This is a genomic window from Caulobacter sp. ErkDOM-E (assembly GCF_048541895.1).
In the GTDB taxonomy this organism is placed as follows: Bacteria; Pseudomonadota; Alphaproteobacteria; order Caulobacterales; family Caulobacteraceae; genus Caulobacter.
This window is the reverse complement of record NZ_CP183331.1, coordinates 2,740,614-2,760,243: the sequence shown is the minus strand read 5'-3', so window position 1 is coordinate 2,760,243 and position 19,630 is coordinate 2,740,614. Positions and strand designations below refer to the sequence as shown.

At 68.2% G+C, this 19,630-nt stretch carries 15 protein-coding genes; 7 read left to right on the top strand and 8 right to left on the bottom strand.

Annotation, left to right across the window (positions count from 1 at the left end; translation table 11 throughout):
- Window positions 1-6 precede the first annotated feature (6 nt).
- Entirely contained in the window at window positions 7-720 is a 714-nt protein-coding gene (locus ACN2C7_RS13575; RefSeq protein ID WP_419317497.1) for a squalene/phytoene synthase family protein, read from the top strand.
- 6 nt (window positions 721-726) lie between these two features.
- Here ACN2C7_RS13575 and ACN2C7_RS13570 read toward each other — a convergent pair whose 3' ends face one another.
- A complete protein-coding gene (locus tag ACN2C7_RS13570) occupies window positions 727-2,799 on the bottom strand; it encodes a prolyl oligopeptidase family serine peptidase (RefSeq protein ID WP_419317496.1) in 2,073 nt (690 codons plus the stop codon).
- 286 nt (window positions 2,800-3,085) lie between these two features.
- On the opposite strand from ACN2C7_RS13570, the gene lpxC reads away from it, so the two are divergent.
- From lpxC to recN, 3 genes are all read left to right on the top strand, one after another.
- Window positions 3,086-3,982, top strand: a complete 897-nt coding sequence (gene lpxC, locus ACN2C7_RS13565; RefSeq protein WP_419317495.1) for a UDP-3-O-acyl-N-acetylglucosamine deacetylase — start codon at window positions 3,086-3,088, stop codon at window positions 3,980-3,982.
- A 109-nt stretch (window positions 3,983-4,091) separates the two neighbouring features.
- Window positions 4,092-5,009 (top strand): outer membrane protein assembly factor BamD, encoded by a 918-nt coding sequence (locus ACN2C7_RS13560; RefSeq protein ID WP_419317494.1) that lies wholly within the window; start codon window positions 4,092-4,094, stop codon window positions 5,007-5,009.
- A 92-nt stretch (window positions 5,010-5,101) separates the two neighbouring features.
- Window positions 5,102-6,799 carry a DNA repair protein RecN gene (recN, locus tag ACN2C7_RS13555; protein ID WP_419317493.1) on the top strand — a complete coding sequence of 566 codons (1,698 nt, stop codon included), beginning with the start codon at window positions 5,102-5,104 and terminating at the stop codon, window positions 6,797-6,799.
- A 111-nt stretch (window positions 6,800-6,910) separates the two neighbouring features.
- Here recN and ACN2C7_RS13550 read toward each other — a convergent pair whose 3' ends face one another.
- Window positions 6,911-8,080, bottom strand: coding sequence for an acyltransferase family protein (locus ACN2C7_RS13550; protein WP_419317492.1), 1,170 nt, complete (start codon window positions 8,078-8,080; stop codon window positions 6,911-6,913).
- A gap of 108 nt (window positions 8,081-8,188) precedes the next feature.
- Between ACN2C7_RS13550 and ligA the strand changes: the two genes are divergently transcribed.
- Both ligA and ACN2C7_RS13540 read left to right on the top strand, forming a co-directional pair.
- On the top strand, window positions 8,189-10,540 hold the full coding sequence (ligA, locus tag ACN2C7_RS13545) for an NAD-dependent DNA ligase LigA (protein WP_419317491.1): 2,352 nt from the start codon (window positions 8,189-8,191) through the stop codon (window positions 10,538-10,540).
- A 115-nt stretch (window positions 10,541-10,655) separates the two neighbouring features.
- Entirely contained in the window at window positions 10,656-11,075 is a 420-nt protein-coding gene (locus tag ACN2C7_RS13540) for a DUF2147 domain-containing protein (RefSeq protein ID WP_419317490.1), read from the top strand.
- Window positions 11,076-11,201: 126 nt separating this feature from the next.
- On the opposite strand, the gene ACN2C7_RS13535 is transcribed toward ACN2C7_RS13540, so the two are convergent.
- The 6 genes from ACN2C7_RS13535 to ACN2C7_RS13510 all read right to left on the bottom strand — a co-directional run bounded on the left by ACN2C7_RS13535 (window position 11,202) and on the right by ACN2C7_RS13510 (window position 19,198).
- Window positions 11,202-13,013, bottom strand: coding sequence for an aminopeptidase P family protein (locus ACN2C7_RS13535; protein WP_419317489.1), 1,812 nt, complete (start codon window positions 13,011-13,013; stop codon window positions 11,202-11,204).
- Between the two features lie 42 nt (window positions 13,014-13,055).
- Window positions 13,056-13,484: a hypothetical protein gene (locus tag ACN2C7_RS13530; RefSeq protein WP_419317488.1), complete on the bottom strand. Its 429-nt coding sequence runs from the start codon at window positions 13,482-13,484 to the stop codon at window positions 13,056-13,058.
- Window positions 13,485-13,554: 70 nt separating this feature from the next.
- Window positions 13,555-14,421, bottom strand: a complete 867-nt coding sequence (locus tag ACN2C7_RS13525; protein ID WP_419317487.1) for a 50S ribosomal protein L11 methyltransferase — start codon at window positions 14,419-14,421, stop codon at window positions 13,555-13,557.
- A gap of 49 nt (window positions 14,422-14,470) precedes the next feature.
- Entirely contained in the window at window positions 14,471-14,914 is a 444-nt protein-coding gene (locus ACN2C7_RS13520; RefSeq protein WP_419317486.1) for a hypothetical protein, read from the bottom strand.
- Between the two features lie 153 nt (window positions 14,915-15,067).
- Entirely contained in the window at window positions 15,068-15,802 is a 735-nt protein-coding gene (locus tag ACN2C7_RS13515; RefSeq protein ID WP_419317485.1) for a class I SAM-dependent methyltransferase, read from the bottom strand.
- 1,005 nt (window positions 15,803-16,807) lie between these two features.
- Complete coding sequence (locus ACN2C7_RS13510; RefSeq protein ID WP_419317484.1) at window positions 16,808-19,198, bottom strand: ATP-dependent helicase; 2,391 nt, start codon at window positions 19,196-19,198, stop codon at window positions 16,808-16,810.
- Window positions 19,199-19,306: 108 nt separating this feature from the next.
- Here ACN2C7_RS13510 and ACN2C7_RS13505 point away from each other — a divergent pair, with 108 nt between their 5' ends.
- A complete protein-coding gene (locus ACN2C7_RS13505; RefSeq protein ID WP_419317483.1) occupies window positions 19,307-19,498 on the top strand; it encodes a hypothetical protein in 192 nt (63 codons plus the stop codon).
- Window positions 19,499-19,630 lie beyond the last annotated feature (132 nt).

Below are 19,630 nucleotides of genomic sequence, written 5' to 3'. Positions count from 1 at the left end.
AGACCCATGGCCGACACCGAAACCCTCGACGACCTCGTCCGCCGCGTCGATCCCGACCGCTGGCTGGCCAGCCGCTTCATCGCCGACCCCGCGGCGCGGGCCGACGTGATCGCGCTTTACGGCTTCAACTATGAGCTGGCCCGGGTGGCCGGCGGGGTCTCCAACGCCCTGATGGGCGAGATCCGTCTGACCTGGTGGCGCGAGGCCATGGAAGAGATCGCGGCCGGCAAGCCGCCGCGCAAGCATCCCAATGTCGAGGCCATCGCCGCGTCGGGGATCGACCCCCTGGCTCTGGCCACCCTGGTCGAGGCCCGTTTCGACGATCTGGACGAGGCGCCGCCGGCCGACGAGGGCAGGGCGCTGGCCTATGTCGACGGCACAGCCGGGGCCCTGGCCGTGCTGGCTGCCCGCCGGCTTGATCCGTCCGCCGACCCGCACGCCGTCAAGGGCGCGGCCCGGGCCTACGGCCTGGCGGGGCTGTGGCGGCTGAAGCTGGCGGGGCGTTCGCGCCTGCCCGAGGACTGGACCCAGGCCGATCTGGCGCGCCGGGTCGCCGATCAGCTCAAGGTCGCTCGCCGCGAACTGAAGGGCCTGCCCGTCGCGGCGTTCCCGGCCGTCGCGCCGGCCGCCCTGGCCGGCGCCTACGCCAGGGGGCGCGACCCCGGCGAGCTCGAAAAAAAGGCCCGCCTCACCTGGTCGGTGGCGACGGGCCTGATTTAGGCCTGCCTACTTCTTCTCGGCCGTCCAGGTGTTGAGCCAGTCCAGCACTTCCTTGTGCCACTGCACCGAGTTCTGGGCCTTCAGCACCCAGTGGTTCTCATTGGGGAAGTACAGCAGCTTGCTGGGCACGCCCTTGCGCTGCAGGGCTGTGAAGGTGGCGATGCCCTGTTCCAGCGGTACGCGGTAGTCCAGCTGGCCCTGCACGACCAGGGTCGGCTTGGTCCAGTTCGCAACGTGATCGGCCGGGTTGAACTTGCCGTAGGTGTTGCCGGGCGCGAAGGGCGTGCCGCCGTTTTCCCACTCGGTGAACCACAGCTCTTCGGTCGAATAGCCCATGAAGCGGGTGTCGAAGATGCCATCGTGATTGACCAGGCACTTCCAGGGCTCGTTCCAGTTGCCGGCGATCCAGTTGACCATGAAGCCGCCGTAAGAGGCCCCCAGGGCGCAGGCCCGGTCGCCGTCCAGGAAGCCATAGGTCTTCAGGGCGTGATCCCAGCCTTTCTGCAGGTCTTCCAGCGGGCGGTCGCCCCAGTGCTGGCTGATCGAGTCGGTGAAGGCCTGGCCGTAGCCGGTGGAGCCGTGGAAATCGATCATCACCACGGCATAGCCGGCATTGGTGTAGGTCTGCGGGTTCCAGCGATGGCTCCAGCTGTTGCCGAACGAGCCCTGCGGTCCGCCATGGATCAGGAAGGCGACCGGATAGCGCTTGGCCGGATCGAAATTGGCCGGCTTGACCACGAAGCCGTGCACCGTCTCGTCATTCCAGCCCTTGAAGTTGAACTGCTCGGGCTCGCCCCAGGCGACGGTCTTCAGGCGTTCGGCGTTCAGGTCGGTCAGCTTGATCGGCGCGCCCTTGCCGGCCGTCGCATAAAGCTGGGCCGGCCCTTTCAGGGTGTCCATCGCATAGACGAGACCGTTCGGGCCCACATCGAAGGCGCTGACATGGCCGTCGCCGGTGACCGGCGCGATCTTGCCGGTCTTGACGGTGATGGCGAAGATCTTCGTCTGACCCACGTCCTGGGCCAGGGCGTAGATCGACTTGCCGTCCGGGCTCCAGGCGATGGCGTCGGCCGAGCGATCCCAGGTGGGGACCAACTCATGCTCTTTGCCCGTGGCTTCCTCGTGCAGGATGATCGCGTAGCGGTCGGCCTCGAAGCCCGGCCGCTTCATGGCGCGATAGGCCGCCCACTTGCCGTCCGGCGAATAGACCGGGGCGGTATCCCAGGCCTTGTTGGCGGGCGTCAGGTTCTTGGGCTTGGCCGAACCGTCCAGCGGGGCGGCCCAGATGTCGAAATTGGTGGTCCAGGCCTCGTCCTTGCCCGCCACCTTGGCCGAGAAGGTCACGAACTTGCTGTCGGGCGAGATGGTGAAGTCCTCGTCGCCACCGAACGGCTTGGTGGGCGTGTCGCCGTCGAAGCCGGGCATCAGGGCCACCGGCTTGCCCGAGGCCACGCCCTTGTCGTCCAGGGCCAGGGCGTAGAGGTGATTGCGGGTCCCGTCGGCCCACGTATCCCAATGGCGAATGAAAAGCTTGTCGTGGACCACGCCTGTGGCCTTGACCGACTTGCGGGCGTCCAGGCGGGCCTGGGTGCAGTCCAGCGTGTCGCAATCGGGGAAGACGGCCTGGCTGATCACCAGGGTCTTGCCGTCCGGCGAGACCTTGAAGGCCCCGACATCGAACGGCGCGGAGGTCACCTGTAGGGCGGTCTCGCCCGTGGCGTCGGCGCGGAACACCTGATCGGTTCCGCCGACGCGGCTGGAGACGAAATAGATCGACTTGCCGTCCGGCGACCAGCGGGCGCTGCTGGCCCCGCCGTCCGAGACCGCCAGTCGGCGCGGCGCCATCCTAGTCTTCAGGTCGGCGAGCCACAGCGACATCGAGGCCTTGTTGGCGTCGAAGTCCATGGTCCGCACACTGTAGATCACCAAGCGACCGTCGGGTGAGACGCGGGGATCGCTCAGGCGGTCCAGGCTGGCCATGTCCTTGGCGGTGAACGGACGGGCCTGTGCGACGGCCATTCCGCCGAACGCGGCGGACAGCGCCAGGGCCGAGGCGGCGAGACGCAAGCTCTTGATCATCAAACGCAAAATCCTGGCCCTATTCTTCCTTGAAGGAGCGGCAGCCTAGCCCTCGCGTGCGCGCTAGACCAGAGGATAGGGCGCGCGATTGCGAACGCCGGTCGTCCGACACCGGTCGATTTTATGTGGCGATTTCGTGTCAAAAAAGCGACACGATTACAAAGGCTTGAGCGGTAACAATCCGAAACAGGACTTGCTTTGCCGCACCGCGGCATGGTCCCTAAATGGTACACAGGGCGTAGAGCGGTCGAAGAACCGTTTCTGAGTAAAACGATAAGGGTCTTTCGTGTCGGCTTCGGCGTATTTTCAGCACACGGTCGCAGGGCCGGTGATCTTCGCGGGGATTGGCCTGCACACGGGCGAGCACGTCCGTGTCGCCGTGCGCCCGGCGCAGATCGACGCCGGGATCGTCTTCGTGCGCACCGATGTCCACGACCTCGACAACCGCGTCCCGGTGAAGCCCGACGCTGTCTGCCAGACCCAGCTGGGCACCGTCATCAACAACGCCGACGACGTGCGGGTCTCGACCATCGAGCACCTGATGGCGGCCCTGGCCGCCCTGTCGATCGACAACTGCATCGTCGAGGTCGATGGCCCCGAGGTTCCGATCATGGATGGCTCGGCCGAGCCCTTCGTGCAGATCCTGGATCGCGCCGGCCGCCGCAAGCAGGAAGCCGCCCGAAAATATATCGAGATCCTGGAGCCGGTCCGGGTCGAGGAGGGCGATAAGTTCGCCAGCCTGACCCCGTCGGATCGCTTCGAGGTCGCCTTCGAGATCGCCTTTGGCAGCAAGGCCATCGGTCGCCAGCGCGTCGACCTGACCGTGGACGAGGACTCGTTCCGCGCCGAGCTGTCCAACTGCCGTACCTTCGGTTTCGTCCGCGATGTCGAGGCCCTGCGGGCCATCGGTCTGGCGCGGGGTGGCTCGATGGAAAACGCCGTCGTCATCGATGGCGACCGGGTGCTGAACCCCGAAGGTCTGCGTCGCCCCGACGAGTTCGTGCGTCACAAGGCGCTGGACGCGGTGGGCGACCTGTTTGTTCTGGGCGCGCCGATCATTGGCCGCTTTGAAGGCGTGCTGGCGGGGCACGGCCTCAATAACGCCGTGGTTCGGGCGTTGCTGGCCCAGCCGCGCGCCTGGCGCCTGCGCACTCATGCGCTGGAACTGGCGCAGGCTGTCTAGATAAAAGCGCGACCGGCGTCGTTGAGCCTTCGCATTTGCGCCCCAAGCGGCGTGGTGTAGAAGCCTTGCACGGCGCCGAGGCGCGCGTTTGCTTCGAGGGTGATAGTCCGTGCTTCTTAAATTCCCGGGTCGTTCGGCAGTCGTCCTCGCCGCCGTTCTCGTCTCCGTTACGGTCGCGGGTTGCGCCGGCCAGGCCAAGAAGCCGACCCTGGCCTATGAAGAGCGCCCGGTGGAGCTGCTGTACGCCACGGGCGCCGATCGTCTGGATCGCGGCAACTGGAACGAGGCCGTCGACTATTTCCGCGAAGTCGAACGCCAGCACCCCTATTCGGAATGGTCGCGCCGCTCGATCCTGATGACCGGCTTCGCCCACTATCAGGGCAATCAGTACAATGACGCCATCGGCGACGCCGACCGCTTCATCTCGCTGTATCCTGGCAATCCGTCGGCCTCTTACGCCTACTATCTGAAGTCGGTCTGCTATTTCGAGCAGATCGTCGACGTCAACCGCGACCAGGCCGCCACCGAGCAGGCCTTGGCCGCCCTGCGCGACGTCGTCCAGCGCTATCCGACCAGCGAATACGCCCAGGACGCGCGCCTGAAGATCGACATGGTCAATGACCAGCTGGCCGGCAAGGAAATGGCCATCGGCCGCTACTATCTGCGCCAGGGCCAGACCCTGGCCGCCATCGGCCGCTTCAAGACCGTGATCGACCGTCACCAGACCACGTCGCACACGCCAGAAGCCCTGTTTCGCCTGGTGGAATCCTATCTGACCCTGGGCCTGTTCGATGAGGCCAAGCGCAACGGCGCCGTGCTGGGCTACAACTTCCCGGGCGATCGCTGGTACTCCGACGCCTACAAGCTGCTCAACGACGCCGGCCTCAAGCCCGCCGTCGAGCCGCTGACCCCCGGCGCCAAGAAGAATCTGCTGGACCGTCTGGTGCGCGACAAGAACGCCACCCTGGCCCCTCCCGGCGAAAAGCCGGCCAAGAAGGACGGCGTGCGGGGCCTTCTGGGGCTCTAGCCTCGGCCCTCCGCGGCCTCGCGGAACACAAGCTGAACATCGACGCGTCTGAGCGCTTTGAAAAACGCTGATTCTGGGCGAATCTCCGCGACATGCTGATTGGTCTCTCCATTCGCGACGTCGTGCTCATCGAGAGCTTGGATCTGGCCATCGGGCCGGGCCTGACCGCCCTGACCGGTGAAACCGGCGCGGGCAAGTCGATCATCCTCGACGCCCTGGGCCTGGCCACCGGCGCGCGGGCCGACGCCGGCCTCGTGCGTCGCGGCGCGGCGGGTCAGGCCTCGGCCACCGCCATCTTCGCCCTGCAGGCCGATCACCCGGCCTTCGCCTATCTGGACGACAAGGGCCTGGACTATGGCCGCGACGAGGACCTGGTCCTGCGCCGCCAGCTGTCGCCCGACGGCCGCTCCAGAGCCTTCGTCAACGACCAGGCCACCAGCGTCGGCGTGCTGAAAGACCTGGGCGCCCTGCTGCTGGAGGTCCACGGCCAGCACGAGACCGTCGGCCTGCTGGACCCCCGCACCCACCGCACCCTGCTGGACGCCTTCGGCGCCGTCTCCGTCTCGGCCGTCGCCTCGGCCTGGAGCGGCTGGCGCGCCGCGCGTGAAAAGGCCGAGGCCCTGCGCGCCCTGGCCAACCAGGCCGCCGCCGAGACCGAGGAACTGACCCTTCGTCTGTCCGAGCTGGACCGCCTTGACCCCCGGGAGGGCGAGGAAACCGCTCTGGCCGAGGAACGCGCCCTGCTGGGCTCGGCCGAGAAGGCCCTGGCCGACATCGCCTCGGCTCAGGACGCCCTGGGCGGCGACGCCCTGTCGGGCAAGCTGGCCCAGGCTTTCCGCGCTCTTGAGCGAGCGCGCGAGCGCGCCCTGCACGCTGGAGCCCCCGCCGACGGCGCGGCCATGACCCGGCTGACCGCCGCCTGCGACGCCGTCGACCGCGCCTTGGTCGAGGCCCAGGAAGCCAGCGCCGCCATCGACGCGGTGGCCGAAACCTTCGAATTCGAACCCGACCGTCTGGAAAAGACCGAAGAGCGGTTGTTCGCCCTGCGCGGCATGGCCCGCAAGCTGAACGTCGCCACCGAGAACCTGCCGTCCCTGCGCGCTGAGTTCGCGGCCCGCCTGCAGGCCATCGAGACCTCCGGCGAGGCCCTGAAAGCCGCCGAGGAAGAGGCGGCTTCCGCCCGCGACGGCTATGTCTTCGCCGCCGAGGCCCTGTCGGCCGAACGCCGCGCCGCCGGCGACCGGCTGGCCCTGGCGGTCGAGGCCGAGCTGGCGCCGCTGAAGCTGGACAAGGCCAGGTTCCGGGTCGCCGTCGAGCCCCTGCCCGAGGACCGCGTCGGCCCCACCGGCATGGACCGCGTCGCCTTCGAAATCTCCACCAACCCCGGCGCGCCGTTTGGGCCCATGGAGACCATCGCCTCGGGCGGCGAACTGGCCCGTTTCGCCCTGGCCCTGAAGGCGGCCCTCGCGGGTCGCGGCACCGGCCCGCAGCCGCTGATGATCTTTGACGAGGTCGATCAGGGCGTCGGCGGCGCCGTGGCGGACGCTGTGGGCCTGCGCCTCAAGCGTCTGGCCCAGAACGCCCAGGTGCTGGTCGTCACCCACTCGGCCCAGGTCGCAGCCCGCGGCGACGCCCACTGGCGCATCGCCAAGTCCGGCGACGATCAGTCCATCCGCACCCGGGTCGAGCCCTTGTCACCGGCCCAGCGCGAGGAAGAAATCGCGCGGATGCTGTCGGGGGCGGAAGTCACCGAGGCGGCGAGGGCGGCGGCGCGGGCGCTGATCAACTAGGCTGCGTCGCGGGCAGGGTGTTGACAGCGAACGTGCAACACCGATCGCTGATCGAACGCGCACGGAACCCCTCTCTCAAAGAGGGAGGGTTGAGATCGTCGCCAACAGCCCTCAGACCACCCGCCGCTTGGCCCACATCGCCGGGTTGGCCCGGAACATCGACCGCAGGGCGCTCATCTCGACGCGCGGCTTGACCCAGGCCTGCAGCGGGCCGTCGACGAAGCGCTCGAACAGGGCGGCGAAGATCACGGCGGCCGGGAAGGCCATGGCCCAGGTCAGCCACAGGGCGGTGTCGTTCAAGGCGAGCTTGCCGGCGGCAACGTGCTGGGCGCCAAACCAGGTCACGCCGACGAACTGGTTGGTCAGGTAGAGGGCGAAGGCCAGCCGGCCCGCCGTTTTGGCCCAGCCCCAGTCCTTGCGGGCCGAGGCGCCGGCGGCGAAGATCAGCACGGCCAGCAGGGCCAGGCTGGCATAGTCGAAGGCGCCGATCAGGTTCAGGGCCACGACCCCGGCGATGGCCGCCGCGCCCAGAGCGTCGGCAACGCGGGGGCTGACCACGACTTCGCGGCCCAGGCGGGCGATCAGCATGCCGATCAGGAACAGGGGCAGGGCGCGGATGACGCCATACTTCAGCGCCAGACGATAGGAGCTCTGGCCCAGCCAGTAGCGGCAGGCCAGATCGACAGCGACGAAGATCGCCACGCCCACGGCCAGGGCGATCCAGGGCGAGCGGATCGCGGCAAAGCTGCGCCACAGCACCGGGAAGGCGGCATAGCAGAAGATCAGGGCCGACAGGGTCCAGGTCGGAGTGTTCCAGCCCGACGGGCCGTCAAAGCCCCAGGCCTGCACCAGCAGGGCCTGGGCCGGCAGCTGCGACCACTGGAACCACTGCGGGTTCTGCGGGGCGATGCCGATCAGGGTGGTCGCGAGGATCAGGGCCATGAAGCCGGCCAGCATGACCAGATGCGAGGGCCAGACGCGGGCAAAGCGCTTGAGCAGGAATTCGCGGTCGCCGACCTGACGCTGGCCGACCCGGTCACCATAGGCCCGGCCCAGCACATAGCCCGACAGCATCAGGAAGAAGTCGGTGGCCAGATAGCCGCGTCCCAGCGCCGGGTGCAGGGCAAACAGGCTGACCGGCGCCTGCTCGGCATAGTGATAGATCACCATGAAGAAGGCCGCGAAGAACCGCAGGGCGTCCAGCGGGCCGCCGCGCGACAGGTCTCTCGCCTTGCGAAGATCGCGCGCCCCAATGCGGGACGGTTCGGCGGCGTTCGACATGCGGATCTCCGTTTCTGACGAAGCCGCAGCAAGGCGCGCGCCAACAGGAGCGTTTTACCAAGGCATCGGTTAAAACCGGGTCGACACCCTTTCCAGCCGGATTCGCCCGTGACCCTGACGCCCGTCGCCGACCTCTCCGAAGCCCAGGCCGCCCTGGAACTGGAAGCCCTGGCCGATCAGCTGTCGGCCCACGACCTGCGCTATCACCAGCAGGACGCGCCCACGATCAGCGACGCCGAGTATGACGCGCTCAAGCGGCGCAACCTCGACATCGAGACCCGGTTTCCGCACCTGATCCGCGAGAATTCGCCGTCGCTGCGGGTGGGGGCGGCTCGGGCCGACCAGTTCTCGCCGGTCGAGCACGGCGTGCCGATGCTGAGCCTCGACAACGCCTTTTCCAATGACGAGGCGATCGAGTTCGACGCCCGCGTCCGGCGGTTCCTAAAGCTGTCGCCTGCCGAGACCGTGGCCTATACGGCCGAGCCGAAGATCGACGGCCTGTCGGCCTCCCTGCGCTATGAAAAGGGCGTGCTGGTCCAGGGCGCGACGCGGGGCGACGGGCGGGTGGGCGAGGACGTCACCGCCAACCTGCGCACCATCGCCGACATCCCCCAGCGCCTGAGGGGCTCCGGTTGGCCCGACGTGATCGAGGTACGCGGCGAGGTCTATGTCGAGCTGGCCGCCTTCGCCGCCTTCAACGCCGCCGCCGAGGCGGCGGGGCAGCGCACCTATGCCAATCCCCGCAATTTCGCCGCCGGGTCGCTGCGCCAGATCGATCCGAAGATCAGCGCCCAGCGGCCGCTGCGGTTCTTCGGCTATGCTTGGGGCCTGGTCAGCGACAGCTTCGCCGACGGCCAGTGGGAGGCGCTGGCGAGGCTCGAAGACTGGGGTTTCGTGACCACGGCCCCGCCGGCCAAACGGGTGGAGAACGCCCAGGGCCTGCTCGACATCTATGCCGCCTTCGAGACCCTGCGGCCGACCCTGGACTTCGACATCGACGGCGTCGTCTACAAGGTCGATGACCTTGAGCGGCAGCGCCGCCTGGGCTTCGTCTCGCGCTCGCCCCGCTGGGCCATCGCCCGCAAGTTCCCGGCCCAGAAGGCCCGCACCATCCTGGAAGCGATCGACCTGCAGGTCGGCCGCACCGGCGCGATTACGCCCGTGGCGCGGCTGAAGCCGGTGACGGTGGGCGGGGTCTCGGTGACCAACGCCACCCTGCACAATGGCGACGAGATCGCCCGACTGGACGTGCGGGTGGGCGACACCGTGGTGATCCAGCGGGCCGGCGACGTGATCCCGCAGATCGTGGAGGTGGCGCTGGAGGCGCGGCCCGATCCTGCGCCGCCGCCCTATGAATTCCCGCACGTCTGCCCGTGTCCGCTGAAGACGCCGCTGGCGCGCGAGACCAACGCCTCGGGGGCCGAGTCCGTGGTGCGCCGCTGCACCGGCGAGTTCGCCTGTCCGTTCCAGCGGGTGGAGCACCTGCGCCACTTCGTGTCGCGCCGGGCCTTCGATATCGAGGGCCTGGGCGAAAAGCAGCTGCAGGCCTTCTTCGAAGAGGGCTGGATCCGCGAGCCCGCCGACATCTTCCGCCTGGCGCGTGACACGGAAAAGCTGGACGCCCTGCGCACCCGCGACGGCTATGGCGAGACCTCCGTCGCCAATCTGGTCAAGGGCATCGAGGCCCGGCGCACCATCGGCCTCGATAGGGTGATCTACGGCCTGGGCATGCGCGATATCGGCGAGACCACCTCGACCGTTCTGGCCCGCCACTTCGACAGCTTCGCCGACCTGCAGGCCGCCGCCGAGGCCGCCGCCACGGGCCTGCCGACCGCGACCTATCTGGAGCTTTCCACCGCGCCCGGCGTCGGCCCCAAGGCGCTGGACCTGCTGGTCGAGGTCGGCAAGGGCGGGCTGAAGGCCGATCCGTGGCCGCAGGCTGACAGCGTGGAGATCAAGATCGGTCACGCCGTCCCCAAGCTGACCAAGCCGGCCCGCGCCGCCCTGACCCAGCGCTATGGAACCTGGGACGCCTTCGCCCAGGCCTTGGCGGAAGCCGCCAATGGCGCGCCGGGCGAGGACTATCTGCATCTGGCCGCCGTCGATGGCGTCGGTCCGGTCGCCGCCCAGTCGCTGGCGCGGTTCTTCAGCGAGGATCACAACCGCCAGAAGGTCGCCGCCCTGGTCGAGCAGCTCGACATCCAGACCGTGGCCAAGCCCAAGACCGACACCGCCGTGGCCGGCAAGACCGTGGTCTTCACCGGCGCTCTGGAAAAGATGACCCGCGACGAAGCCAAGGCACAGGCCGAGGCGCTGGGGGCCAAGGTGGCGTCATCGGTGTCGAAGAAGACCGATCTGGTGGTGGCCGGTCCCGGCGCGGGCTCCAAGCTGAAGACCGCCACGGAACTGGGCATCCAGGTGATGACCGAGGACGAATGGCTGGCCATGGTGGCCGGCTAGGCTGGACGGATCTGAAGATCTCGCCCTCAATTTGCCGCGAGACTTGCCGTTGATCGACGGATCGCGCAACCAATGCCGTCAAACGCGCAGTCAGGCGCGACCCAGGGAGTAGACCATGTTCCGCACCACCTTCATCGCCGTCGCGGCGCTCGGCGCGCTGGCCGGGCCCGCCTTCGCCGCCGATGTCACCGGCCTGTGGGCCACGCCGACCAATGGCGGCCAGGTCGAGATCTCCCGCTGCGGCAACAGCCTGTGCGGCAAGCTGGTCACCTCCAACCAGCTCAAGACCAACGCCGCCCTGAAGGACGAAAGAAACAAGGCCACCGCCCAGCGCGGGCGCCCGCTGAAGGGCCTGCAGATGCTGTACGACTTCACCGGCGGCCCTGCCAAGTGGACCGGCGGCACGGTCTATAATCCCGACGACGGCGGCACCTATGCGGGCACGATCGAGATGCTGTCCGACAATCAGCTGAAGCTGAAGGGCTGCGTCGTCGCGCCGCTGTGCAAGACCCAGGTTTGGAACCGGTTGAAGTAGGGTCGCTGTAAGATGCTCCCCCTTTGGGGGAGCTGTCGCGGAGCGACTGAGGGGGCCTTTTCGGCATAGGCCCAGTTAGCCCCCTCCGGCCCTCTGGGCCACCTCCCCCGGAGGGGGAGGATCTGACTAAAGCGGCGCGCAGGCCGCTTCCATCCAGGCTCGCACCTCGGCGTCGACCCGGGGGCCGATCTCCTTGAGCACCCGCGCGTGATAGGCGTCGAACTGGGCGACCTCTTCGGCCGACAGCAGGGCCTTGTCGATCAGGCGGCGGTCGATGGGGGCCAGGGTCAGGGCCTCGAAGCGGTGCATCGGGCGCTCGCCGCCGGCGATGTCCTCGGCCGGCATGACCACTTCCAGGTTCTCGATCCGGATGCCGTATTCGCCGTCCTTGTAGAAGCCAGGCTCGTTGGAGACGATCATGCCGGGCTGCAACGCGATGGTGTTGGGCGCCTTGGAGATCCGCTGCGGGCCTTCGTGGACGCCCAGATAGACGCCGACGCCGTGGCCGGTGCCGTGATCGTAGTCCAGGCCATGGCTCCACAGGGCGGCGCGGGCGAAGGCGTCGATGGCCGAGCCGGTGGTGCCGGCCGGGAAGCGCAGGCGGGCGATGGCCAGATGGCCCTTCAGCACCAGGGTGTTGCGCTGGATCATCTCGGCCGAGGGCTCGCCGATCGCCACCGTGCGGGTGACGTCGGTGGTGCCGTCCAGATACTGACCGCCGCTGTCGACCAGCAGCAGTGAGCCCATCGCGGCGCGCTGGTTGCTGCGCTCGGTCGGGCGATAGTGGGGCAGGGCGCCGTGGCCGTTCGCGGCGCCGATGGTGTCGAACGACAGGTCCTTGAGCAGGCCGGTGGCTTCGCGGAAGCCTTCCAGCTTGGCGACGGCTTCCTTCTCGTCCGGCGGATTGATCTGACCGTCGGTGGCCAGCCAGTGCAGGAACCGGGTCAGGGCGGCGCCGTCGCGGCGGTGCGCCTCGCGCGTGCCGTCGATCTCGACGTCGTTCTTGCAGGCCCGCGGCATCGTGCAGGGATCCATGCCGCGCACCACCCTGGCGCCGGCGGCGGTCAGGGTATCGAAGTACCAGGCCGAGGATTGGCCGGGGTCGACCAGCACGGCCTTGCCGGCCAGCTCGGCCAGGGCGGCGTCCAAGGCGTCCGGGGTTTCCAGCGACACCTGGTTGCCCAGCCAGGCCGGCAGGTCGGCGGTGACCTTGGCCGGGTCGATGAACAGGCGCGCCGTGCCATCGCTGTTGACGATGGCTTGCGACAGCGGCAGGGGCGAGCGGATCACATCGCCGCCGCGCACATTGAACAGCCAGGCGATCGAAGCCGGGGCGGTGATCACGGCGGCGTCGGCCCCGAGGCCGGTCAGGCTGGCCCCCACGCGGCCGCGCTTGGAGGCGGAGTCCTCGCCGGCATAGTCGACGGGCTGCGGCACGATGGGCGCGGCCGGTTGCGCCGGGCGCTGGGCGCCCCAGGCTTCGTCCAGCGGGTTGACGGCGACGGGCTTGAGTTCCGCACCGACCTTGGCAGCGGCGGCCTTGAGGCTGTCGAGGGCCTGCGGGCTGTGCAGGCGGGCGTCATAGCCGATGACGGCGCCCGGCTTTGCGGTCTCGAGATAGGCCGGGACGCCGCCCTCGACGAGGTCGCGGATCTCGAACACGCTCTGGTCGACCTGCTCGCGCACCTGCAGGGTGTAGCGGCCGTCGACGAATACTGCGGCGCGGTCGATCATGATCACGCCGGCCCCGGCGCTGCCGGTGAAGCCGCTGGCCCAGGCCAGACGGTCATTGGCGGCGGGCAGGTACTCGTTCTGATGCTCGTCCTCGTGCGGCACGAGGAAGCCGTCCAGACCCTGGCGGGCCATGGCGGCGCGGATCAGCGGAACGTGACGGGGGCCGAAGGACGGGTCGGTGGATTCATCGAAGGTCTGACGCATACCCCGATGTAATCCCCCGACCCGAGCCTGGGAAGAGGATGATTATTGCGGGGAAGCGGCGACCGGCGCGTTGGCCGCCGGCGCGGTGTCGCCGGTGGCGGCCACACGGTCGGCGGCGTCCTGAGCAGCCTGGCTGGCGTTTGCGGCCGAGCGCTCGGTGTCGCGGCGGGCCTCGTCGGCCGCAGCCCCGGCGGTTTGCGCGGCGGCCTCGGCGGCCAACTGGGCCTGCTGGGCGCTGATGGCCATGCTGGACTGCGCGCCCTCGATCACGCCGGCGGCGCGGCCTTGCTCCTGAGCCTGCAGAAGCTGGTCCTGGGCCGTGTCGGCCGGGCGCTGGTTCAGCATGAAGGCCACGGCGATCACCGCGACGACCGCGACGATGCCCGCCACCATCCAGCCGGTGGTGTTGCCTTCGCGGCGGACTACGACGACGCGCTCAGTCGGCGGGGTCTGGGGATCGACATAGGCCATCGGGCTGTTCCTTGAACCAAGAGTGATGGCTCTAGAAACGTGGCCCCTGGCCCGCCGGTTCCGCTCGGTCTCAGGGACGTTGCAGAACCAGGGTCGCCCAGGCGTCGCGATGGATGCGGCTGACGACCTTGAAGCCGCGCGACAGGTAGGCGGCCTTGACCATCCGCTCCTGGGTGCGCAGCAGGCCCGACAGGATCACCGTGCCGCCGGGGACCAGGGCGCGCTTGATGTCCTGGGCCAGGCTGATCAGCGGCCGGGCCAGGATGTTGGCGAACACCAGGTCATAGGGGGCGTTGTCGGCTACTAGCCGGTCGCCCAGGCCCGAGGCGTGGACGAACTTGGCGTTGGTCTGGTTGACCTTGGCGTTTTCGCGGGCGATCCGCACGCTGGGACGGTCGATATCGGTGCCGACCGCCAGCTTGCTGCCGGTCCGGGCCGCGGCGATGGCCAGCAGGCCGGTGCCGGCCCCGACGTCCAGCACCTTCTTGAAGCTGCGAGCCTTGAGCAGACGGTCATAGGCCTGCAGGCAGCCCACGGTGGTGCCGTGGTGGCCGGTGCCGAAGGCCGCCCCGGCCTCGATGCGCAGGTTGACGGTGCTGGCCGGCAGGCGGCCGCGATCGTGCATGCCATAGACGAAGAAGCGGCCCGCCCGCACCGGCGGCAGGCCCGACAGCGCCATGGCCAGCCAGTCGGCGTCGGCCAGAACCTCGGTGGTCACCTTGACCTTGAAGCCCGCGAGCACCTGCGCCAGGCCCTCGGACTCGTCCTGGGTGGTGGGGAAGGCGTCGATCCGCCAGATGTTCTTGTCCTCGTCCTCTTCCAGGATCGAGTAGGTCGCGCCTTCGAGGCCGGGATGGTTGTCGATGGCGTCGGCGGCGGCTTCGGCGTCGGCGCGGTCGCCGCGGGCGACGATCTGTTGGGGCGTATAGTCGGTCATGCCGCTCCAGTACCGATCCTGGAGCCGAAAGGCGAGCCTTTGGGGCCGCCTAGTTCAGCAAAGTCGGCCGGGCCGGCTCATCCTCGGGCAGGCGGATGTCCAGGATGTCGCCCCGGGTCGAGGCCCAGCGGGTCTCATCGCGCGCGGGGCGGGCGGCGACCAGGGCGGGTGGCTCGGGCTCGGGGGCGGCATAGACCATGGCCGGCGGCTCGATCTCGTAGTGCGGCGAATAGGTCTCGAGCGGACGGGTCTGCGCCAGGAAATCGGTGCCGATCACATAGTCCGGGACCTTGCCCGATGGCCAGCCGATCGGCTGGGCATGGTCTTCCAGCGCGGCGCGATTGAGCGGCCGGGCTTCAACAAAGGGTTCGGTCTGGGATCCGACCTGAAACACCAGTCCCAGAGCCACGCCCAGCAAGGCCGCCAGCGGCGCGCCGTACAGCACCGGCCGTGAGACGGCGAAGGTCTTCAGGGGCGTCAGATCGAAGTCCATGGACGCATAGCGTCTGGCGCGGGGTTCCGTTCGATGGGCGGCAAGAAATCCTGCCGGGTCGGTGTTGGCCGAAGGAGAGCGAAGGGCTGGACGCGGGCCCTTGTCACCGTCGAAGGGCGGTCCTTTTGACGGGCCGAGGAGGGAGGCGAACTTTCAGATTCGGCGGGCGATGGTGATGATTTCGGGGCTGGTCTCGGTGAGAGAGCTCTCGTCCCAGTCCCCAAACTGGGCCTCCGGCCTCAGACCTGCGCGTGCCAGTTCCGCGTCGAGGTCGGCCTTGCCGATGAACCGCAGGGTGCTGTGGCTGACCCGCGATTGGTCCCACGCCGCGCTTTGAAAGGTGTGTGAGAACGACACCACCCGCCCATTGAAGGGCGTTGTGACCTTCCGGCTCACCTGCACGCTTTCTCCGTGGGGACCGGCGAAGGCGCTGCGAACCTCGGATTCCCATGCCTCCCACGCCCGGGCGGATGGATTGCGGGTCTCGAAGGCGAAGCGGCCGCCCGGCTTCAGGGCGGCATGAATACTCGCCAGGGCGTCGCGCAATTCGTCATCCTCGACAAGAACCTGGAAGGCGTGCCCGGTCATAACGACCAGGTCGAACTCTGCGTCCCAGCCGACCGATGAGAGGTCGCCGAGCACCCATTCGACATCGTCGCGCCGACGCGCCTGGGCCAACATGCCCGGCGCTGGATCGAGGCCGCAAAGCCGCCCGCCATGCCCCGCGTCGCGGGCCTGGTGCAGCATGGACCCCGTACCACAGCCGACGTCCAAGACCGCGTGAGCGGCCATCACCATCGGGCGGTAGAAGTCATAGTCGTCCCGGCCGGGGTTCATCGCGTCATAGAGCGCGGCAAGTTCGGCGTCGGCGAAGAGGAGATCTGGCATTTGCCAAGATTTTCAGATCGCGTTGAACTGGACAAGCGGACGCCAGGCGTCCCGCTTATCTTTACATCTCCTGGACAGACCGGGGATCGTCTCGCCGTGAGTTGCAGGGATGGCTCCCTTCGGCGCGAAGGGGGGCGGGGCGCCTCTCCAATAAATCACCGTCATTCCCGCCCTTGTGGCGGGAACCCCTCTGTCCGCCGCAGGTGCGGGAGGGGCGAAGTGCGCGCACTTCGCTTGCGCCTCACGTGCGGGCTGAAACAGGGGTTCCCGCCACAAGGGCGGGAATGACGGGAGGTATGGGGATACGCCGCACTGTATCCCCGTACTTTCCGAAATCGAGTCCAACGAAATCAACGCTCTATAAAATAGTTGATCGCGCCAATCCTCGGCGCTCAAACCGCCCGCATAATCATAGCTGTCCCCGTCGCAGGGGGAGGGCGCTTGGTACCGGCCCAAAGCGGCGATGGGGATGGAGCTGAGCGGGGCCGCGACGCCCTGGAAGGTGGGTCGAGGTGTGCGGGCTGTCTCAGAAGGACGGACCAAACGCTGAGTGGCTTGTCGGCCGGGTGAACGCGGGTCGAAGAGGGCGAGGGATCGTAAACCCGCCTATCGCGCATCGTCGGCGTCGAGACGGTTCGCCGATCGACGGGATGCGCGCCCGTACGGGGGCTCTTGGGTATCAGAGCTGAAACACGCTCGCTTGGCCCAATCCTCACGCAAGAACAGCTTCTGCGAAGCGGACAGGTCGAGCCGAAACGCAAAACACACATCACGGTCATCCGGGTTCGCCCCGGCCGCTTCGCGCCTCCCCAACCCTTCAGTGGCTGATGCCGCGTGAGGCTACGAGCTCGTGTCCGCCAGACTTGCCCCCTACGGGTCGCTTCGCGACCGTCTTCCCCCGGAGGGGGAAGATGAAACGCGCCGACCTCGTCTTCCCCCTACGGGGGAGGACGACCGCGTAGCGGTCAGGAGGGGGCGAGTGGCGAGGAACCAGGAGCCTGAATGTCACGCCTTCTCGACGAAACTGTCGATGACCTTCTTGTCGCCGGCCTTGTCGAAGGCGACCGACAGCTTGTTGCCCTCGACGGCCGAGACCTTGCCGTAGCCGAACTTGACGTGGAACACCCGGTCGCCGCGCTGGTAGGCGCTGGCCTTGGACGGCGCGGAGACGGCCACCAGCCGGCCTTCGCCCTCGATCGGGGCCGAGCGCCCGCCCGAGCCGCCGGTGCGGGGGTTGCTCCAGGAATTGCCCCCGCCGGCCATGCGGTCCTGGGCCCGCTTCCAGCCGGGGCTGGCATAGCCGGAACCGCCGAACGACGAACTGGCGCCGGTATCGTCCCAGCGCGAGGCCGCTGTCTGCTGCATGCCCGGCCCGCCGCCGTAATAGCCGGTCTCGGACGCCGCCTCGACATGGGCCAGGGGCAGTTCGTCGACGAAGCGGCTGGGCAGCTGGCTGGTCCAGCGACCATAGACCTGTCGGTTGGCCACGAAGCTGATCCGGGCCTCCTCCCGGGCCCGGGTGATGCCGACATAGGCCAGGCGCCGCTCTTCCTCGAGGCCCTTGGCGCCCTTGTCGTCCATGCTGCGCTGGCTGGGGAACACGCCTTCTTCCCAGCCGGGCAGGAAGACCAGCGGGAATTCCAGGCCCTTGGCCGAGTGCAGGGTCATGATCCAGACCGCGTCGTCGCCGGCGCCCTTGTCCAGGTCCATGACCAGCGACACGTGCTCCAGATAGCTTTCCAGGGTGTCGAAGGCGCTCATCGACTGGACGAGCTCCTTGAGGTTCTCCAGCCGCGTCTGGCTGGTGGGGCCCTTGTCGAGGCGCAGGGCGTCGGTATAGCCGCTCTCTTCCAGCACAGCCTCGAGAACCCGCTGGTGCGGGGTGGTGGCCGCCAGAGCCCGCCAGCGATCCAGGTCGCGCAGGAAGTTGGACAGCGCCGTGCGGGTGCGGGCCGGCAGTTCGTCGGTGGAGACCAGGGCCCGGGCGGCCTCGACCGCCGGCAGGCTTTCGGCCCGGGCGATGTGCAGCAGCTTCTGGACGCTCGTGTCGCCGATGCCGCGCTTGGGCGTGTTGACGATGCGCTCGAAGGCCAGATCATCGTCGGGCGACTGGATCAGGCGCAGATAGGCGTGGGCGTCGCGGATTTCCGCGCGTTCGAAGAAGCGGGGGCCGCCGACCACCTTGTAGGGGATCTGCAGCATCACGAAGCGCTCTTCGAAAGACCGCATCTGGAAGCTGGCGCGGACCAGAATGGCCATGTGGCTGTATTTGCGGCCGGCCCGCTTGGCCTTCTCGATCTCGTCGGCGACCATCCGGCTTTCGGCCTCGCCGTCCCAGACGCCGCTGACCTTGACCTTCTCGCCGCCAGTCTCCCCGGTCCAAAGGGTCTTGCCCAGTCGGTCCCTGTTGGCGGTGATCAGGCCCGAGGCGGCGGCCAGGATATGCTCGGTGGAGCGATAGTTGCGCTCCAGCTTGACCACCTTGGCCCCCGGGAAGTCGCGCTCGAAGCGCAGGATGTTGTCGACCTCGGCCCCGCGCCAGCCATAGATCGACTGGTCGTCGTCGCCTACGCAGCAGACGTTCTGCCGGCCCTGGGCCAGCAGGCGCAGCCACAGATACTGGGCGATGTTGGTGTCCTGATACTCGTCGACCATCACGTATTTGAAGCGCGTCTGATAGTCGGCCAGCACGTCGGGATGGCTGGTCAGGATGGTGATGTTGTGCAGCAGCAGATCGCCGAAATCGCAGGCGTTGAGGATGCGCAGCCGCTCCTGGTACTGACGGTAAAGGGTGACGCCCTTGCCGCCCGCGAACTCCGCGCCCTCGGCCGGGGGCACGCGCTCGGGTGTCCAGCCCTTGTTCTTCCAGTGGTCGATCATCCCCGCCAGGATCTTGGGCGTCCAGCGCTTGGCGTCGACGTTCTCGGCCTCGATCAGCTGCTTGAGCAGGCGTTCCTGATCGTCATTGTCGATGATCGTATAGCTGGACTTCAGGCCCACCAGTTCGGCGTGCCGGCGCAGGATCTGGGCGGCCACCGAGTGGAAGGTGCCCAGCCAGCGCAGGCCCTCGGCCTCGGCCCCGATGATGTGGGTGATCCGCTCGCGCATCTCGCGCGCGGCCTTGTTGGTGAAGGTGACGGCCAGCAGCTCCCAGGGACGGGCGCGGCCGGTCGTCAGGATGTGGGCCAGGCGCGTGGTCAGGACCCGCGTCTTGCCCGTGCCGGCCCCGGCCAGGACCAGTACAGGGCCCTCGGTGGTCTCGACCGCCGCCCGCTGCTCGGGGTTCAGCCCCTCCAGATAGGCGGGGTCGCCGCCGGGGGCGCGGGGGCGGGCCAGGTCGGAGATGCGCGGGGAGGGGAGGTCGCCGGGAAAGGTCGAGTCGAAGTCTGAAGACATGGAACATATGTAGCACAGACCGTGGCGGGCTTAAGCCCCCAAGGGGCGATTGCGGAACCTGCGGCCTTGGGGGTCGTTGATCAGACACATCAATCACGGGAGGCTCACATGGCCGAAGGCACGAGCAACAGCGGCGGCAACAGCGGCCTGGCGTTCATTGTCGGCGGACTGGTGGTGATCGTCGCGATCATCGCCTTCGTCGTCTATTCCGGCGGCCTCACCCAGAAGAAGTCGATCGACGTCAATGTGTCGGCCTCGGCGCCCCAGCTTCCGGACGCGCCCAAGCCGCCGGGCAGTTGAGACCGGCCATGAAACACCCACCTTCGCACCACCCAAGATCAGGGGCCTGGATGATCGGATTAATTGCCCTGATCGTGGTCCTGACCTTGTGGATGGCGTGGCGTCTGGGCGGGGCTACGAGCCTGTCGCCGG

What these genes read in the sequence shown, in the direction of transcription:
- ACN2C7_RS13575 (WP_419317497.1), top strand. Translation starts at nt 7, where the DNA reads ATGGCCGACACCGAAACCCTCGACGACCTCGTCCGCCGCGTCGATCCC.
- ACN2C7_RS13570 (WP_419317496.1), bottom strand. Translation starts at nt 2,799, where the DNA reads ATGATCAAGAGCTTGCGTCTCGCCGCCTCGGCCCTGGCGCTGTCCGCC.
- recN (WP_419317493.1), top strand. Translation starts at nt 5,102, where the DNA reads ATGCTGATTGGTCTCTCCATTCGCGACGTCGTGCTCATCGAGAGCTTG.
- ACN2C7_RS13550 (WP_419317492.1), bottom strand. Translation starts at nt 8,080, where the DNA reads ATGTCGAACGCCGCCGAACCGTCCCGCATTGGGGCGCGCGATCTTCGC.
- ACN2C7_RS13540 (WP_419317490.1), top strand. Translation starts at nt 10,656, where the DNA reads ATGTTCCGCACCACCTTCATCGCCGTCGCGGCGCTCGGCGCGCTGGCC.
- ACN2C7_RS13535 (WP_419317489.1), bottom strand. Translation starts at nt 13,013, where the DNA reads ATGCGTCAGACCTTCGATGAATCCACCGACCCGTCCTTCGGCCCCCGT.
- ACN2C7_RS13530 (WP_419317488.1), bottom strand. Translation starts at nt 13,484, where the DNA reads ATGGCCTATGTCGATCCCCAGACCCCGCCGACTGAGCGCGTCGTCGTA.
- ACN2C7_RS13525 (WP_419317487.1), bottom strand. Translation starts at nt 14,421, where the DNA reads ATGACCGACTATACGCCCCAACAGATCGTCGCCCGCGGCGACCGCGCC.
- ACN2C7_RS13520 (WP_419317486.1), bottom strand. Translation starts at nt 14,914, where the DNA reads ATGGACTTCGATCTGACGCCCCTGAAGACCTTCGCCGTCTCACGGCCG.
- ACN2C7_RS13515 (WP_419317485.1), bottom strand. Translation starts at nt 15,802, where the DNA reads ATGCCAGATCTCCTCTTCGCCGACGCCGAACTTGCCGCGCTCTATGAC.
- ACN2C7_RS13510 (WP_419317484.1), bottom strand. Translation starts at nt 19,198, where the DNA reads ATGTCTTCAGACTTCGACTCGACCTTTCCCGGCGACCTCCCCTCCCCG.
- ACN2C7_RS13505 (WP_419317483.1), top strand. Translation starts at nt 19,307, where the DNA reads ATGGCCGAAGGCACGAGCAACAGCGGCGGCAACAGCGGCCTGGCGTTC.